We start from the raw sequence: 15,609 nt of genomic DNA on the forward strand, positions 1-15,609 counted from the left end.
CGCCGGACTGTGCAGCCACTTCCCAAGAGCGCAAGTCCAAGTGTTTCTGATTTCGAATAGCGGCATGTGAGTGCGCCAGGTCCGGATGGCGGTCTTGGGTCGAGGCTTCCAGGCACCGTGCTGGCCGATGGCGAAACGGATTGCGGATCAAATATTCTCCTCGAGGGGTCATCTCTCTTGCTTCCTCACAGTACATTGCTTTCGTATATTTTTTGCTCAAGCCACCATATCTTGGAGCTTCTCCAACCCAACGCTGCCAGCGACGTGCAGGCCGGGCTTGACGGATTGCCGGAGGTGTCACACACCTGAGAGAAAGGCACTCTCTGCGGCGCAACCGAACCTTCAATGGGAGCATCAATGGACTTCTGGAACGCACTCGTCCTGCTCTCGAACTTCGTCCTGATCCCGGCCTTGGCCTATGGCTCTCAACTCGCACTTGGCGCACTAGGCGTCACGCTCATTTATGCGGTTCTGCGCTTCTCCAACTTCGCCCATGGCGACATGATGGCCTTCGGCACCATGGTCACGATCCTTGCGACCTGGGGGCTTCAATCCGCCGGCATTTCTCTAGGGGTTCTGCCGACCGCACTCCTCGCCATGCCTGCGGGCATCGCTGCTGCAATCCTGCTCGCCCTCGGCACCGACCGGATGGTTTACCGATTCTACCGTCGACAGCGCAGCCCCGGCGTCGTCTTCGTGATGGCCTCTGTTGGGGTCATGTTCATCTATAACGCGTTGACCCGCCTTTTTATTGGCACCAGCGACCAGCGCTTCGAAGACGGCGCGCGCTTCGTTTTCCGGGTGAGTGATTTCAAGGCGTGGACCGGCCTCGACCAGGGGCTTGCGCTTCGCACCAGCCAGCTTGTTACCGTGCTCGTGATGATCATTGTTGTCGCGTTCGTCTTCTGGTTCCTGCAAAAGACCCGTACAGGCAAGGCGATGCGGGCATTCTCTGACAACGAAGATCTCGCACTGCTTTCGGGCATCAATCCGGACCGTGTCGTGCGCATCACCTGGATCCTCGCCGCGACCCTCGCCACCATTGCCGGCGTGCTGTACGGCCTCGACAAGTCCTTCAGACCCTTCGTGTATTTTCAGCTCCTGCTGCCAATCTTCGCTTCTGCCATCGTCGGAGGGATCGGCCAGCCGCTCGGGGCAATTGCTGGCGGCTTCATCGTTGCCTTTTCGGAGGTGACCGTAACATACGCCTGGAAAGGCGTGTTGCGATACCTCCTTCCCGAGGACCTGCAGCCTGACGGCCTGGTGCAGCTTCTCGGCACCGACTACAAGTTTGCGGTCTCCTTCATCATACTTGTCGTTGTGCTCTTGATCCGCCCCACAGGCATATTCCGGGGGCGAGTGATATGAGACAGCTGCTTCGGCCTTTTCTGCCTCCAGCATTTCAGGCACCTGCCCGAGTCCGGCAGAGCGATCATCTCGTGTGGATTCAAAGCCGGAGGGATCGCGCATGATCTTCTTCGACCGTTTTCGTGTGCCAATCCTTTATGCTGGCATGGCCGCACTCCTCCTCCTCGTCGGTCTCGCCCAGAGCTGGCAGGTGATGCTCGCGATCCTCAACCTCTGCCTGATTTCGGCGGTAATGGCGCTCGGGGTGAATATTCAGTGGGGCTATGCCGGGCTCTTCAACGTCGGCATCATGGGATTTGCGGCTCTGGGCGGCGTTGGCGCAGTACTCACAGCCATGCCCCCGGTCCCAGCCGCCTGGGCTGCCGGTGGAATCAATCTGGGCCTCACGGCACTCGTGATCGCCCTCTTTCTCGCCCTCATCCTGTTCGTGAGAAGCCGCATCACGGCCTACCGCGGGCCAGTCACCCTGATCCTCGTATTCTTGGCCTATGGAGTGATGCGTCTCTTCCTGGACCCAGCCTCCGACGCGATCGAGGCGGTGAATTCGGCCGCCCAAGGCTATCTCGGTGGCGTCGGCCTCCCGATCCTGATCGGCTGGCCAGTCGGCGGGCTGTTCGCCGCGGCCGCAGCCTATGTCATAGGCAAGATCGCCTTGGGCCTGCGCTCCGATTACCTTGCCATCGCAACCCTCGGCATCTCCGAGATCATTCTTGCCGTCATCAAGAACGAGAACTGGCTGACGCGCGGGGTCAAGAACGTGACCGGCCTGCCCCGCCCGGTTCCCTATGAGCGTGACCTGCAATCGGCCGACTGGCTGATCTCGCTGGCCAACCGTCTCGGCACCGATCCGACCACGGCGTCGACGATTGCCGTACGTCTCGCATATGCCTGCCTCTTCACAGTGGTTCTCATTGCCATTCTCTGGCTGTCCCAGCGTGCACTGCATTCGCCCTGGGGACGGATGATGCGCGCAATCCGCGACAACCGCGATGCGGCCGAAGCTATGGGCAAGGACGTCGCCCGCCGTCATCTTCAGGTCTTTGTTATCGGCTCGGCCGTTGTCGGGATCGGCGGTGCAATGCTCACCACGCTCGACGGCCAGTTCACCCCGTCATCCTACAACCCGCTCCGCTACACCTTCCTGATCTGGGTAATGGTGATCGCCGGTGGCTCAGGCAACAACTGGGGGGCGGTGCTGGGCGCTTTCGTGATCTGGTACGTGTGGGTGATTGCCGAGCCTGCTGGACGCTGGCTCATGGAACTGGTGACTGCGGGTATGGATCCCACGGGTTTCCTGCGCAATCACCTGCTCGAAGGTGCAGCGCATCTCCGCCCATTCTTCATGGGACTCATCCTTCTTTTGGTCCTGCGCTTTGCCCCTCGCGGCCTTATTCCCGAGCGAAAGGGTCGCTGAGCCATCCCTGCTCGCGACCAAGGTTTGATTGCGGTCCGCTTCTGGAACAGCAAGATGCGTGTTCCGGAACGAAAGGGAAATCCTGTGCTGAAAGCGCTGCTTCTGGCGGCAATTGTTCTTGCTGGCGCGGCAGCGCAAGCCGACGAGCTTCTCACGAATGCAGAGGTTCAATTGCGTTCGCTTGGCGAGGCGATTGCGGACGCGGCAGGATCCGGCGACCCCGCTTCCGTGCGGTTCCGCATCTCAGCCTCTCCGATTGTCGAGGCTGCCGCGGTATGGGATGCGTCAGGTCAGCTTATGTACCCAGATCCGGACTCACTCCCTCACCTGATCGACGCCGCGGCTCTGAGAGCCTTGCCTGCATTCGACGCCCTCCGCATCTCGGCCGACCCGGCCACGTGGGAGGCCAGCGATGCGAGCGGAGAGACGCTTCGCTACTGCCTTGCACGCCCGGACCATGTTTGCCTCCTCGCCAACAGAACAGCGCTTGCCGATATGATCGGAGCGACGCCGGATGCCCTCACCGCGGCGCTGTTCGAGCCCCAAACCCGCCCTTGGCGGCTGGCAATTCCTTTCGTGCTTGCGCTAGCCGCCCTCGCCGCATTTCCACTCGCCCGTCGCGGCATCCTGCGCCGCTCGGCCTCGCATCCCACTGATGATCCCGATGCCTTCACCATTGGAGATCTGAACGTCAGCCCTCGCCGCCTATCCGGACGACGCCCCGGCCTAGAAATCGATCTCACGGCGCGGGATATTCGCCTTCTGCGATGTCTTGCAGACCGCCCCGGCGACGTTCTCTCGAAGAATGCGCTCTATGACAGCGGGTGGGGCCGGGATTTCATGCCGAACAGCCGCGCACTCGATCAGCATATTCTGACACTCCGCCGCAAGCTCGACCCCGATCGCTCGCGCCCGACCCTGATCGAGACAGTGCATGGCCATGGCTACCGAGCACCAACAACCTGACCGAGCTTTTTGCAAACTTCTTGCAACGATTTCGCAGGCTCCTGACACTCCGGCGGCCCACCCGTGCTCAAATCGAGCCCATCGATCCAGACAGATCCGGAAAAGAGATTCATGTGGCAGAGCCTCAGAGTGGCAGCAGCAATCACGGCCCTCGGAATCGCCAGCCCGGCCCTCGCCGAGCAGGGCATCGACGGTAGTGTGGAGGGCACTCTCAATCCCGAAGAGCTTTCAATCCGCGGGGCACTGGATCGCCTCCGCCATGACGAGGCGGATCCCATGCTGGGCATCTACGGCTATGCTGCTGCCAAAGCCGGAGACAACGTCACGGCCCGCGAACTGTTCGGACACCTCGCGCATCGTGGCAATCCGGAGGCCATGGAGTGGATGGCCTGGCTTGAAGACAACGGCCTTGGAGGCCCCGAAGCACCAGACCAGGCCGCCGAATGGGACCGGCGCGCGATGGTCGCGGGCAGCGAAATCGGCCAGTTCAACTACGGCCTTGATCTCATGCGGGGCCGCGGCGTTCCGCGCGATGTTGAAGCCGGCAAGGCTGCCGTCCGCGAGGCGGCGGGGCGTGGTGAGACATCGGCACGTATGCTCGTCGAAAACGATTTTGATCTCGACGTCGTCACGCCTGACGCCGATGACTGGAAGTACGGCGACCGCCTCTACTGACCCTTCCGCCATCCGACGCCCTTGCCGATCCGGGAAGCGGATGCATATGCTTTGGGCATGTGCACCGCCACACCGAGCTACACCATTCATGCCCGCGATCACCATTTCGGCTGGAGCAACCGGCTCGAACCCGTCCGGACAGTCGCTCCCGGAGATCGTGTCGAGTTCCGCTGTCGCGACGCGTCAGACGGCCAGATCACGCCGGTAAGTACCGCAGCCGATCTTGCACGAAACGACCCGGATCGCGTGAACCCCGTCACAGGCCCGATCCGCATCGACGGCGCCGAGCCCGGCGACATCCTGAAGATAGAGATCGATGGCTTCACCCCCTCCGGCTTCGGCTGGACGGCCAACATTCCCGGCTTCGGTCTTCTTGCGGATCAATTCCCCGATCCGGCCCTTCATCTCTGGCACTATCAGACAGGAACGGATGCGCCGATGGCATTCGGAGACATGGCCCGTGTTCCGCTCCGGCCCTTTGCCGGCACACTCGGCGTCGCTCCGGCGGCAAACGGCTGCCATTCGATCATCCCCCCGCGGCGGGTCGGTGGCAATCTCGACATTCGGGATCTGACAGCCGGAACCACCCTCTATCTTCCTATTGAAGTCAGTGGTGCCCTGTTCTCGATCGGCGACACTCACGCAGCTCAGGGCGACGGCGAAGTCTGCGGCACCGCGATCGAAAGCCGGATGGATGTCACCCTGCGCTTCGATCTTCTTAAGGCGACACCCCTCGCCTTCCCCCGCTTCACGACACCCGCCCCCGTGACAGGTCATGTCGACTCCAATGGATACGAGGTCACCACGGGGATAGCCCCCGACCTCATGGAGGCCGCGAGATCTGCCGTTTCAGGCATGATCGACCTCCTGGGCAGGCTACATGGAATGGGCGCGGTCGAGGCCTACATGCTCAGCTCAGTCTGCGGCGATCTTCGCATCTCGGAGATAGTCGATGCTCCCAACTGGGTCGTCGCATTCTACATGCCGCGCAGTATCTTCAACTGAAGCAACAGGGCCGCTCACGCCGCGATTCGATCCGGAAAGAGACGACGCAGATCATCCCGGCAGGCCGAACAGATGCCCCGCTCCGTTATCAGCCCGCAAAGGTCTCGCGCCAGCGTGATATCCGGCGCAACCTCTGAAACAAGCGGCAAGGCACCATCGCCGCGGAGCGGCAAACCGCCCCAGCCAATCGCCGTGGACGTTACAGCCGCGTAGCAGGGCACGCCATGGGCCCGCGCAACTGCAGCCCAGCCGCTCAATGGCTCGAGATTACGCACATCGCCTTGGAGCGTCACACTCTGCGCTCCCAGGAGCACAAGATCGACAATGCCCGATTCCATCATCGCGGTACCATGCCCGACGGTGATGGCGGTCCGGGGAATCCCCTGCCCTGCAAGTTCCCAGCGCATGACCGCGGCACTCGCCCGATCGGCTGCAGTCTCGTCAAGAAAGACGTGGATCGGAATGCCTGCCGCATGCGCCCGATAGATCGGCGCCATGGCCGTTCCCCAATCCACGGTCGAAAGCCACCCCGCAGTGCAGGGCGCGATGATATTGAGCCGCCGACCAGGCGTCTGCTGCGCAAGATCCTTCAGAATCCTCAGACCATGCGTGCCAATTGCCCGGTTATGCTCGACATCGGCCTCGGAAAGCTCGAGCGCCCGCTTGTAGGCCGCCTCGCGTCGCTCCCAAGGGCGGCGAAACAGCAGCGCCTTGTTCATTTCCCGCAACGCCCAGGCCGCCTCGGCGCTCGATGCAGCAAAGCTTGCGAGATGCGCGCAAGCCCGCATCAGCGAAGCATTCGAGGGATCCTCCAGCATCGCGAAAGCCGTTCCATAGGCACAGACGGCTGCGGTGAGCGGTCCGCCACGCACCTGCCCGTCGCGGATAGCCGCCACAGCCTCTTCAAGCGTTGCGATCCCGACGATCCAGAATTCATGTGGAAGCCATCGCTGATCAATGATCCTGACAGTGCGACCATCGTGATCCAACCAGAGCGAGCGATATGACTTGCCGTCCACCTTCATGAAACTCTTCCCGGCAGCACCAACCGTCTCCGAACCAAATCGAAACCAACGGGAAACTCGCAACTCTAGGGCACTGACGACTCAACCCCGGCACTTGGATAGCTGCGCCCACCGAACATCCAGTGTTCGCGCTCCAATAGTAGCAATAGTGACAGATTGATCGGATCACGAAAAGCGGATTCCTTGGGGAAACGCATGGCGTATTCATGAAAACCAACGGCCAGTTCGTGAACCCGAATTCTGTCGCCCTGCACCACATGCTCGGAGATCCAGCGCATTTCCGGCTCGTCCGCCACGAACGCGGTAAGCTGACCTGACGCAAGCGCGGCAAGCCCCTTGTCGATCGAATCGAACACCTTGATGTCCGCCCCAAGCTGCCAGAGCCTGCGGCGCAGGTTGCTGTCCTGCAGCGTGCCGACCGATGCGCCTGAAATGTCGGATGCGGTGGAAATTTCGACGGATCCAACGGCCCGCGTGATCCGCGCGGTCAGCTGTGCGGTCACGACCGAGGTCAGGATAAGGGCTGCATACATCCAGAACACAGCGGCGAGACGTCCAGCGTTGGTGATGGGCGTCTTGTCGCCATATCCCACTGTTGTCATTGTCACCACAGCCCACCAGAAGCCGTTGCCAAGACCCTTGCCCATCTTCGGCGGAAAATTCCGCGCGTTGCGGTGCCGCTCGGCGAACCAGACCACTGCGCCCGCGACGAGCGCAAGCAGCGAGAGGATCCCTATCGTCGCAAGAAACTCCGGCGAGCCAAGGGCGGCGAGGGTAATTACGATACCGCGCCAGCGATTTTCCGAGGTTGCGATACCGTAACCCGCCCGATCATAGGGATATCCGAAATCGATACGTCGGATATCCGCCGGGCGGACCTCAACCGGAGCAATCGAGAGATCCACGGCGCCGCTCGCCACTTGGGAATCCGGATCCCGCGCCTCATCCTCGACCCAGATGAAATCATAGCCCCTGTCTTCGGCAATCCGGTTCCAGAGATCGACATTGAGCCCGTCCCAGCTGCCATCCTCGCGTTTGATCGCATAGGGCGGCCTCTCATGTATCCCGATCCGCAGACTCGTCCGTGCACGATCTGCAGTCTCTGCGGACGCGGGCTCCACTGCGAACACGAGGCACGCAATAAGCCATACAAAGAGGAAGAATTGTCGCCGAAAGAGATGGCGGGCGCCCGCCATCTCAGACCCGGGCCGCCGATGCCGCCCAGGCAACCACCTCGCGCAGGACCCTCTCGGTCGCGGTATCGAATGCAGGCACGATCACCGCCGCGCTGTCGTCGCTTGCCCGTGCGTCCGCCTCGAAACGCCGGCGAGCGGCGACACGGCCGTCGCCTTCATTCAAGACCGTGACGCTGAGGCGCACGACCACGTGCACGGGTGCCGGAGCACCTTCCGGCGCAATCTCCGCCTGGAAGGCCTCGATATCCACCACAAGAGTGTGGTCAGGCAAGGGTCCGGTGCTGTTTGTCGTAACGAGGCCGAACCGGCCGGTGCTCGAAAGCGAACGGGTCAGGAGCTGCTGGATCAGGACCGGTGCCGGATCGACCCAGCGCCCGTCGCCGAGAAAGGCCACTTGCAGCGCGTCAGGCTTGATGACGATCCGGTCAGATGCGATCGCTCCCGAGGAGGTCGGAGCGCTCACGGCAAGCGTCGGCCCGCCGCTCCGCGCCGCTGGCCCCGCCGCTTCGACGGCCGTGAGTTCATAGGTGTCAAGACTGCGGGACGCCGAGTCGAGTGATGAGATCGTGCTGCATCCGCCGAGTGCGAGCAATGCGATGGCAAGGGGAGAAGAGGTCAGTCGCATCCTGTCTCCATCAACGTCTGTAGTCGGGCGCCTGCCCGCCAAGAAGGAACCGCGCCGGATCGCGCTCGAGCCGCGCCGCGATCCGGTCAAGTCGCAGAACCAGATCGCGCAGTTCCCGGCTGAGCAGCGTGAACTCGGGAAGCCCTTGCTGCGAAAAGGTCTGTACCGGGCCGGCAGCCCCTGACACAATGGTGTCGACGCGCCCCATCACATCCGACGCCTGCGAGATCACCCCGCGCAAATCTGCCGCCGCCGCCGGAAGATCCGCCGAAATCTGTTCGACGGCATCCCCCACCCGCGCGGCAGCGAGCCGGATATCAGCGGCTGTAGGCTTCGCCTCATCCTCGAGAATGCCGTTGACCGTATCAAAGGTCGTCGAGGCCGCCGAAAGAGTCCTTTCCGCGCTATCCATGGCACCATCGAGCCGCGCCAGTGTGCCGTTGACGTTGTGAAGAGTATCCACTGCCGCGGCCAGCGCGCCCTGCGCATCCGCCGCGAACGGCGCCATCTGGCCGGTGAAGGCCGTGACATCCGCGCCGACCTGCGTCACGACGCGGTTTGCCGTTGCCACAGCATTTCGCACATCTGCGACGACGGCAGGCATGTCACTGTCAAGCACCTGATTGACGGCATCCAGAGCCTTGTCCGTGCGCGCAAGCGTTGCGCGTGCCTCGCTGACCAGCAGGGTTCCATCGCCATCAACCAGATCCTCGAAACTCTTCGAGGCCGAATCGACCGATTCGAGCGTGACGTTCGCCTCGGTCATCACTGCATCGATCGCCGCCAGCGTCTTCTCCAGATCGTCGAGTCGCGCCGTCGCCCGCTGCGCCGTCGTGCCATAGTCCTGCAACACACCGCTCGCTTCGCCGGCGATCTTGTCAAGCGCCGCCCGCAGGTCGGTAACCGTGCCACGCAATTCGGCCAGGGTCGCTGCGCCGTCTTCCCGGACGAGCCGGTCTGCCTCGCTGAGCGCCCCATTCGCCGTGCCCAGGGTGTTCGTCGCCGTCTTGAGCGTGGTCTGGGCATCCGAAAACGTGGTAGTTGCCTCGCTCAGCATCGTGTCGGCCTTCGCCAGCGTCTCCTGGAACGCCGAAGCGACCGGCGCAAGTTGATTGGTGAACGCCGCTATCTCTCCAGTGGCATCGGAAACCGTGTTGGAGATCGACGAAAAGTCGGCGAGCGCGGTCTCGAGCTTGGCCGAAGCCAGATCGACATTCTTCAGAATGCTGGCGATGTAGTCCTGATTGTCGCGGCTTGCAAAACCGCGCAGGTCGCGCAGAAGGCTTACCGCCTCGCTGATGAGATCAGGCGCATCCTCCGTCAGCTTTTCCACCACCGAGCGCTCCGCCATCAGTTCTGGCACGCCGGTCGCGGGCTGTGGTGGTGGCTCCGGCGCCGTCGGGCTCCCGCCCGAAAGCGAAACAAAGGAGGTGCCGGTAACACCGAGCACCTGGAGCTGCGCCCGAGTATCTGTCTTGACCGGCGTTCCAGCCTTGATTTCGATCCGCACCCGCACGAGCGAGGGATCGTCCTCGGCGAGCCTAAGGCTCACCACGCTTCCCACCGAGAGGCCATTGAACCGCACATCCGCAGCCTGCGACAGACCGGAAACATCCGAAAAGAGAATATCGTAATAGTCGTATTGACGATCGACCTGGTATTTCGCCAACCAGACGAAAAACCCGAGCAGCCCGAGGATCCCGGCAAGGGTGAAGGCCCCGATGAGGACGTAGTTGGCACGCGTCTCCATGGTTCCTCCTCAACCCCCAGCCAGTGCGGCACGGGCACGCGGCCCGTGAAAATACTCACGCACCCAAGGGTGATCGACCTTCAGCATATCCGTCATAGTTCCGGTTACGAGAACCCTTTTCTCGGCCAGCACCGCAATCCGATCGCAGATGGCATGAAGGCTGTCCAGATCGTGCGTCACCAGAAAGACCGTAAGTCCGAGTGCGTCCGTGAGCTTTCGGATCAATGTGTCAAACGCCGCCGCGCCGATCGGATCGAGCCCGGCGGTAGGCTCGTCGAGAAAGACGATTTCGGGATCGAGCGCAAGCGCACGGGCGAGCCCCGCCCGCTTCCTCATGCCCCCCGACAACTCCGAGGGAAACTTTTCGCAAGCGTTCTCCGGCAGACCGACCATCACGACCTTGAGCCGCGCCAGGGCCTCGCGCGTGGCCCGCGCGAGCTCCGGAAGCTGCTCGCGCATCGGCGCCTCGACATTCTGCTGCACATCAAGCGACGAAAAGAGCGCCCCATCCTGAAACATCACGCCCCAGCGCTGCTCGACCGCGCGCCGCGCCTCTTGCGGGGCGTCCAGCACATCGGTGCCGAAAACCCGAATCGTGCCCGCGCTCGGCCGCATGAGCCCCGCAATCTCGCGCAGCAGCACCGACTTGCCCGTGCCCGATCCGCCGACGACGCCAAGCACCTCACCCCGGTAGACATCGAGATCAAGGCCGTCGTGCACGACGTGATCGCCAAAGCGTGTGGAAAGCCCACGCACCTCGACCACTGCCTCACGCATCTCCCCGGCCACGTTCGTCACTTGCCCACCAATGCAAAAAAGATCGAGAAGACCGCATCAAGCACGATGACGAGAAAGATCGCCTCGACAACGGAGCGCGAGGTCCGTGCCCCGAGCGACTCCGCATTGCCCTCGACCTTGAGGCCCTCGTAGCAGCCAACGAGGGCAATCGTGAGCGCAAAGAACGGAGCCTTCACCATGCCGATCACGAACTGCCAGACGTCCGTATCGTCCCAGAGGCGCGCGACAAACATCTCCGGCGAGACGCCGAGCGTGATCCAGGACATGAGCGCACCACCGATCAGGCCTGCCAGGTCGGCGATAAAGCCGAGGATCGGAAGCATGATGACGAGCGCCAGCACCCGCGGGACGATCAGCACACTCACCGGATCGAGCCCCAGAGTGCGCATCGCATCGATCTCCTCGCGCATCTTCATCGAGCCGATTGCCGCGGTGAATGCCGAGGCCGAACGCCCTGCGACGATGATGGCCGTAAGCAGAATGCCAAGCTCGCGCAGGATCGAGATCGCGATCAGGTCCACCACGAAGATTTCCGCCCCGAACTGGCGCAGCTGCACCGCCCCCTGGAAGGCGAGCACGACGCCGATCAGAAAGGCCATCAGGCTCACGATGGGCACGGCATCGAATCCGACCGCCTGCATGTGATGAACAAGCGCCGTCCAGCGCAACCGCAAGGGGTTGAACACCAGCCCCACGCACCGCACGATGATCTCGCCGAGAAGATTCGACATCTCGACACAGGTCCGCCAGGCGCCGCTGGTCGCCTCGCCGATATGCTCGAGCCAGCATATGAAACCGGGCCTGCCTGGTTGCGGCGGCGCACCGGGCAGGCTTGCCTCGACGGTGTCCAGAAGCCCCTGCCATTGCGCCGAAAGGCCGGCAAACCGCACCGCTCCCCCCTCGGCTTCGAGTCTGCGGGCCAGCGAAAGCACGAACCAGGCACCGGCGGTGTCGAGTCCATGGATTTGCGACATATCGAGCACAATGCCCTCGGCCGGCTTCCCCGCCGCGATTTGTGCGGCGGCGCCCCGACCAAGGGTTTCAAGCTCGGGCAGATGGCGAATGCGCAGCACCCCGCCCAGTCGCAGCAACGCAGGGCGCACTCCGAGATCGACTTCGAGCGTCGGAAACCCGTCCGCGAATGCCTGCCCGTTCATCTCGCCTCTCGATTGTGTCACGGCGATCTGAGCATGCCTGCGACATGAGAGCAACCGCCGCAATCATCCGGCCACGGGCTCGCGTCTCGCGCCGATCGCCCGACCCGCCGCGTCCGGCAGCGGCAGCCCGCTCTGGGCCTCCGCAATCGGCCGAAGCCGCTTCAGAACCGCCGCATCCGCAGGAGCTGCACGACCGGCCGCCATGTCGACATGCAGGAGCATCTGCTCGATCGAGGCCACCACCCGGCCCTTCACCGCGAACCGCACGAAGACATGCAGCCGCTTTTCGTCGGCAGCGATGAGCTGGAGTGTACCCGTGAGGAGATCGCCCGCCTTGCTTTCGCCGAGGTGCTGGATATGGGTCTCGACGGTGTAGTAGCTCTTTCCGCTCGCCACATAGGCCGGATCGGCGCCAATCATCCGCAGGAACACATCCGTCACTTCGGAGCAGGCCAGCAGATACCGGCCTTCCGTCATGTGACCATTGTAGTCGATCCAGCTCGGAACGACGCGAAGACGCGCAAGCTCAAGCGGCGCGGCGAGCCGGTCTGCCGGAAACTCTGGAATTGTCAGTCGGGTCAAGGCATCCTCCCGCCGCATCGGTCTCATGTTCGGCGAACCATCGCACGCGCCGTCGCTCAAGGACAGGGGTTGAACTCCACGCTCGATTGGCGAAGCTGTGCAGAGCCCATGCTCGCAGGAGAAGAGCCATGACCACCCGCTTCCCGTTCCGCACGACGCTTGTCGCCGCCAGCCTTCTGCTTGGCCTCGCAATGGCGGGCAACGCCCAGGACGGGCAGGAGCGCTGCTACGGTGTCGCCCGCGCCGGGGAAAACGACGGGATCGGCGAGCGCGAGGCGCCCGGTTCCAGCACCCAGGACTGGCAGGGGGACGCTTGGGTCCGCGTGCCGACGGGAAGCTGCACCCGCATGGTTCTGCCGGTCCAGCCCGACGGGACGCCACGCCGCGGCGCGCTGGAGCCCCTGGAGCGCGATACCGGAGCCTGAGCGCGGCTTAGCGCGGACCAGGGCAGGAGCGCGGATCGCGGCTTGAAAGTCCGCTGCGAAAGGCCGTTTCGCGGGCCTGATCGTCGGAAAACAGGAAGATGTCGAGCGCAGGCTGATCAGCCTGGCCATGGCCCGACTTCTGTTCGCTAAGATACTGCGCCCGCTGCATGAGCCGGGCATAGAAGCCCGGCGGCACGGTTCCGAGACGGTTCGCCGCCATGCCAGCCCAGACCCCGGCGAGGCAGTCGGCCTGCAATGCCAGCCCACGGGTGAACTCGGGGTCCTCCCTGCCAATGGCGGCATCGGGCACGCCCAGGGCTGCCTGAATGTGTTCCGCCATCACGCGGGCGACGACCAGCGCGGTGCCCAGACCGCTGTCCCGGTCCATCCGCTTCTCCAGCGCGTTGAGAAAGACGAGATCGAACGCGGCGGTGTCATCAATCGGGCAATAGAACGGCCCGGTCGCCGGGGCAGAGCCTGCGCAGGGCGATGGCAGCGCATTCGTGAACAAGACAAGCTCGGCCGGCGGCGGAACCGACAGGCCACGCGAGCGGAACCAGTGCGCCCAGCTCAACTCGGCATCGTCGAACGCCACCCCCACCCGGCGCGACACCCCCGCCGCGCGCTCGGCGGAAAGCTCCGGCATCGGATCGATATCCGACCGGACGGAGAGAAATTTCCAGATGAAGGTGCCGGTCACGCCCGAAATGGCGACGGCAGCAGCAAGCGCGAGGAGAATGGTCGCCAGCCGGCGCCGGGTAAGGCCCGCCGCAGACGGCTTGATCTCCTCGATCCGGCTCATTCTCGCTCCCTGCCCTGCGGCCCGCATCCATCCGCATGCCGGTCCACCAACGCGCTTGACGCGACCGGCGGAGCATGCTGCTAGTCCCTGTCAGTATCGTTAGAAGGTGTGAATGAAGTGCTACGAAGGCTCTACGATTGGACTTTGTCACTTGCCGCATCACCCCATGCCATCTGGGCCCTTGCAGCTGTCAGCTTCATCGAGAGCTCAGTTTTCCCGATACCGCCCGACATCCTCCTGATCCCGCTCGTGATTGCCCGGCCACGGCAGGCCTGGCTCATCGCGGGGGTCTGCACGCTTGCCTCCGTCCTCGGTGGGGCGTTCGGCTACTTCATCGGATGGGGCCTCTTTGAACAGGTCGGCAAGCCGGTGCTCCAGTTCTATGGGATGGAAGCGAAATTCGGCCAGTTCTCCGAGACTTACAACCAGTGGGGCGCCTGGGCCGTGCTCATTGCCGGCATAACCCCCTTCCCCTACAAGGTCATTACCATCCTCTCGGGCACCACCGGCCTCAACTTCGGCATCTTCATGCTCGCGAGCCTGATCGCCCGCGGGTTTCGTTTCTTCGTCATTGCCGCGCTTCTCTGGAAGTTCGGCATACCGATCCGTGACTTCATCGAGAAGCGGCTCGGCCTTGTCTTCAGCCTGTTTGTCGCCGCACTGGTCGGCGGCTTCGTGATCCTGGGATTGGCGCATTGAACGAACTGCAACGCCGCGGCCTCGGCGCCGCCATCGGATCCGCCGCCCTGCTCGGGGCGGCCCTTGTCTTCCAGTATGTCGGCGGCCTCGCCCCCTGCCCGATCTGCATCTGGCAGCGCTGGCCGCATGGGGTCGCAATCGCCTGCTTCGCGCTGCTGATCGTGCTGCCGATCCGATTCTGGGCCTTTGTCGGCGGCCTTGCGATGACGGTGAACGCAGGTATCTCGCTCTACCACACCGGCATCGAACGCCGCTGGTGGCCCGGCCCGGACAGCTGCACAGGGCCAGACGTCGGCTCCATGAGCTCCTCCGAACTGCTGGACCGGCTGCTCGATACGCCGGCCGTCCTCTGCGATCAGGTGTCCTGGGAGTTCCTCGGCCTCTCGATGGCGAGCTGGAACGGCATCTGCTGCCTCATTCTGGCGTGGCTCTGGTTCCGCGCCTACGCCTCCAGCTCGGCATCCCAGTAAAGATAGTCCATCCAGCTTTCATGAAGATGATTGGGCGGAAACTTGCGCCCGACATTGCGGAGCTGATCCGGGGACGGCCGTGCAGGCCTGCGTCGCAGGCTCATCCCGGCCTGGCGGAGCGTCTTCGACCCCTTCTTCAGATTGCAGGGGCCGCAAGAGGCCACGACATTTTCCCATGTCGTACGCCCGCCGCGACAGCGCGGGAGCACATGGTCGAAGGTCAGATGATCCTTCGCACCGCAATACTGGCACGAAAACTCATCACGCAAGAACAGGTTGAATCGGGTGAAGGCCGTTGATTTCGCCGGCTTCACGTATTCCTTCAGCACCACCACCGAGGGGATGCGGATGGTCAGACTTGGCGAGTGTACCGTCTCGTCATATTCCGCAACGACCATCACCCTGTCGAGGAAGGCCGCCTTTACGGCTTCCTGCCAGGGCCAGAGCGAAAGCGGGAGATATGAGAGGGGGCGGTAGTCCGCGTTGAGGACAAGGGCCGGATGATCGCGCAGGCCGGTCGGCCTTCGGACAAAACTCGGCGTATGGGTGCTCTGCAGCATGCGCTCTCCCGACTGGAGGCAGCCCGTCCCGGCACCGATCCGACGGCGCGGGCCGTGCAAACCATCGCTTGACTATATCTCGTCCGGAACAC

The 15,609-nt window shown here is 63.2% G+C and carries 17 protein-coding genes; 8 read left to right on the forward strand and 9 right to left on the reverse strand.

Features of this window, described 5'->3' with window-relative positions:
• Window positions 1–357: 357 nt before the first annotated feature.
• From ACF66B_RS04035 to ACF66B_RS04055, 5 genes are all read left to right on the forward strand, one after another.
• Entirely contained in the window at window positions 358–1,368 is a 1,011-nt protein-coding gene (locus tag ACF66B_RS04035) for a branched-chain amino acid ABC transporter permease (protein ID WP_111430438.1), read from the forward strand.
• 100 nt (window positions 1,369–1,468) lie between these two features.
• Window positions 1,469–2,782 carry a branched-chain amino acid ABC transporter permease gene (locus ACF66B_RS04040; protein WP_392664086.1) on the forward strand — a complete coding sequence of 438 codons (1,314 nt, stop codon included), beginning with the start codon at window positions 1,469–1,471 and terminating at the stop codon, window positions 2,780–2,782.
• An 84-nt stretch (window positions 2,783–2,866) separates the two neighbouring features.
• Window positions 2,867–3,748, forward strand: a complete 882-nt coding sequence (locus ACF66B_RS04045) for a winged helix-turn-helix domain-containing protein (protein WP_162683311.1) — start codon at window positions 2,867–2,869, stop codon at window positions 3,746–3,748.
• A gap of 111 nt (window positions 3,749–3,859) precedes the next feature.
• The gene (locus tag ACF66B_RS04050) at window positions 3,860–4,423 is read left to right on the forward strand and encodes a tetratricopeptide repeat protein (RefSeq protein WP_392664089.1); all 564 of its coding nucleotides are present in this window, start codon (window positions 3,860–3,862) and stop codon (window positions 4,421–4,423) included.
• 57 nt (window positions 4,424–4,480) lie between these two features.
• Window positions 4,481–5,428, forward strand: a complete 948-nt coding sequence (locus ACF66B_RS04055; protein WP_111430436.1) for an acetamidase/formamidase family protein — start codon at window positions 4,481–4,483, stop codon at window positions 5,426–5,428.
• A gap of 14 nt (window positions 5,429–5,442) precedes the next feature.
• Here the strand turns inward: ACF66B_RS04055 and ACF66B_RS04060 are convergent, their stop codons facing one another.
• The 7 genes from ACF66B_RS04060 to ACF66B_RS04090 all read right to left on the reverse strand — a co-directional run bounded on the left by ACF66B_RS04060 (window position 5,443) and on the right by ACF66B_RS04090 (window position 12,561).
• Window positions 5,443–6,453, reverse strand: a complete 1,011-nt coding sequence (locus tag ACF66B_RS04060) for an S-methyl-5-thioribose-1-phosphate isomerase (protein ID WP_111430435.1) — start codon at window positions 6,451–6,453, stop codon at window positions 5,443–5,445.
• Window positions 6,454–6,518: 65 nt separating this feature from the next.
• Window positions 6,519–7,649: an ion channel gene (locus tag ACF66B_RS04065; protein WP_111430434.1), complete on the reverse strand. Its 1,131-nt coding sequence runs from the start codon at window positions 7,647–7,649 to the stop codon at window positions 6,519–6,521.
• A gap of 1 nt (window position 7,650) precedes the next feature.
• Window positions 7,651–8,274, reverse strand: a complete 624-nt coding sequence (locus ACF66B_RS04070) for an ABC-type transport auxiliary lipoprotein family protein (RefSeq protein WP_111430433.1) — start codon at window positions 8,272–8,274, stop codon at window positions 7,651–7,653.
• Window positions 8,275–8,284: 10 nt separating this feature from the next.
• A complete protein-coding gene (locus ACF66B_RS04075) occupies window positions 8,285–10,024 on the reverse strand; it encodes an MlaD family protein (protein WP_111430432.1) in 1,740 nt (579 codons plus the stop codon).
• Window positions 10,025–10,033: 9 nt separating this feature from the next.
• Window positions 10,034–10,801 carry an ABC transporter ATP-binding protein gene (locus ACF66B_RS04080; RefSeq protein WP_111430431.1) on the reverse strand — a complete coding sequence of 256 codons (768 nt, stop codon included), beginning with the start codon at window positions 10,799–10,801 and terminating at the stop codon, window positions 10,034–10,036.
• A 17-nt stretch (window positions 10,802–10,818) separates the two neighbouring features.
• Window positions 10,819–11,979, reverse strand: coding sequence for an MlaE family lipid ABC transporter permease subunit (locus tag ACF66B_RS04085; protein WP_111430430.1), 1,161 nt, complete (start codon window positions 11,977–11,979; stop codon window positions 10,819–10,821).
• Window positions 11,980–12,042: 63 nt separating this feature from the next.
• Window positions 12,043–12,561, reverse strand: a complete 519-nt coding sequence (locus ACF66B_RS04090; protein WP_392664095.1) for a thioesterase family protein — start codon at window positions 12,559–12,561, stop codon at window positions 12,043–12,045.
• Window positions 12,562–12,689: 128 nt separating this feature from the next.
• Here ACF66B_RS04090 and ACF66B_RS04095 point away from each other — a divergent pair, with 128 nt between their 5' ends.
• Window positions 12,690–12,986: a DUF2282 domain-containing protein gene (locus ACF66B_RS04095; RefSeq protein WP_111430428.1), complete on the forward strand. Its 297-nt coding sequence runs from the start codon at window positions 12,690–12,692 to the stop codon at window positions 12,984–12,986.
• A gap of 7 nt (window positions 12,987–12,993) precedes the next feature.
• Here the strand turns inward: ACF66B_RS04095 and ACF66B_RS04100 are convergent, their stop codons facing one another.
• Entirely contained in the window at window positions 12,994–13,788 is a 795-nt protein-coding gene (locus ACF66B_RS04100) for a neutral zinc metallopeptidase (protein WP_162683310.1), read from the reverse strand.
• A 117-nt stretch (window positions 13,789–13,905) separates the two neighbouring features.
• Here ACF66B_RS04100 and ACF66B_RS04105 point away from each other — a divergent pair, with 117 nt between their 5' ends.
• Both ACF66B_RS04105 and ACF66B_RS04110 read left to right on the forward strand, forming a co-directional pair.
• Entirely contained in the window at window positions 13,906–14,487 is a 582-nt protein-coding gene (locus ACF66B_RS04105) for a YqaA family protein (RefSeq protein ID WP_111430521.1), read from the forward strand.
• On the forward strand, window positions 14,484–14,957 hold the full coding sequence (locus ACF66B_RS04110) for a disulfide bond formation protein B (RefSeq protein WP_392664099.1): 474 nt from the start codon (window positions 14,484–14,486) through the stop codon (window positions 14,955–14,957). Before ACF66B_RS04105 ends, ACF66B_RS04110 begins: the two co-directional genes overlap by 4 nt.
• On the opposite strand, the gene ACF66B_RS04115 is transcribed toward ACF66B_RS04110, so the two are convergent.
• The gene (locus ACF66B_RS04115; RefSeq protein ID WP_111430426.1) at window positions 14,930–15,517 is read right to left on the reverse strand and encodes an HNH endonuclease; all 588 of its coding nucleotides are present in this window, start codon (window positions 15,515–15,517) and stop codon (window positions 14,930–14,932) included. The genes ACF66B_RS04110 and ACF66B_RS04115 overlap by 28 nt on opposite strands.
• Window positions 15,518–15,609 lie beyond the last annotated feature (92 nt).

The organism is Amaricoccus sp. B4 (genome assembly GCF_043226085.1).
Classification (GTDB): domain Bacteria; phylum Pseudomonadota; class Alphaproteobacteria; order Rhodobacterales; family Rhodobacteraceae; genus Amaricoccus.

Bases quoted from the DNA above. Each gene is read 5' to 3' on its own strand.
- ACF66B_RS04035 (WP_111430438.1), top strand. From the start codon at position 358: ATGGACTTCTGGAACGCACTCGTCCTGCTCTCGAACTTCGTCCTGATC.
- ACF66B_RS04040 (WP_392664086.1), top strand. From the start codon at position 1,469: ATGATCTTCTTCGACCGTTTTCGTGTGCCAATCCTTTATGCTGGCATG.
- ACF66B_RS04050 (WP_392664089.1), top strand. From the start codon at position 3,860: ATGTGGCAGAGCCTCAGAGTGGCAGCAGCAATCACGGCCCTCGGAATC.
- ACF66B_RS04055 (WP_111430436.1), top strand. From the start codon at position 4,481: ATGTGCACCGCCACACCGAGCTACACCATTCATGCCCGCGATCACCAT.
- ACF66B_RS04060 (WP_111430435.1), bottom strand. From the start codon at position 6,453: ATGAAGGTGGACGGCAAGTCATATCGCTCGCTCTGGTTGGATCACGAT.
- ACF66B_RS04065 (WP_111430434.1), bottom strand. From the start codon at position 7,649: ATGGCGGGCGCCCGCCATCTCTTTCGGCGACAATTCTTCCTCTTTGTA.
- ACF66B_RS04070 (WP_111430433.1), bottom strand. From the start codon at position 8,274: ATGCGACTGACCTCTTCTCCCCTTGCCATCGCATTGCTCGCACTCGGC.
- ACF66B_RS04075 (WP_111430432.1), bottom strand. From the start codon at position 10,024: ATGGAGACGCGTGCCAACTACGTCCTCATCGGGGCCTTCACCCTTGCC.
- ACF66B_RS04080 (WP_111430431.1), bottom strand. From the start codon at position 10,801: ATGCGTGAGGCAGTGGTCGAGGTGCGTGGGCTTTCCACACGCTTTGGC.
- ACF66B_RS04085 (WP_111430430.1), bottom strand. From the start codon at position 11,979: ATGAACGGGCAGGCATTCGCGGACGGGTTTCCGACGCTCGAAGTCGAT.
- ACF66B_RS04095 (WP_111430428.1), top strand. From the start codon at position 12,690: ATGACCACCCGCTTCCCGTTCCGCACGACGCTTGTCGCCGCCAGCCTT.
- ACF66B_RS04100 (WP_162683310.1), bottom strand. From the start codon at position 13,788: ATGAGCCGGATCGAGGAGATCAAGCCGTCTGCGGCGGGCCTTACCCGG.
- ACF66B_RS04115 (WP_111430426.1), bottom strand. From the start codon at position 15,517: ATGCTGCAGAGCACCCATACGCCGAGTTTTGTCCGAAGGCCGACCGGC.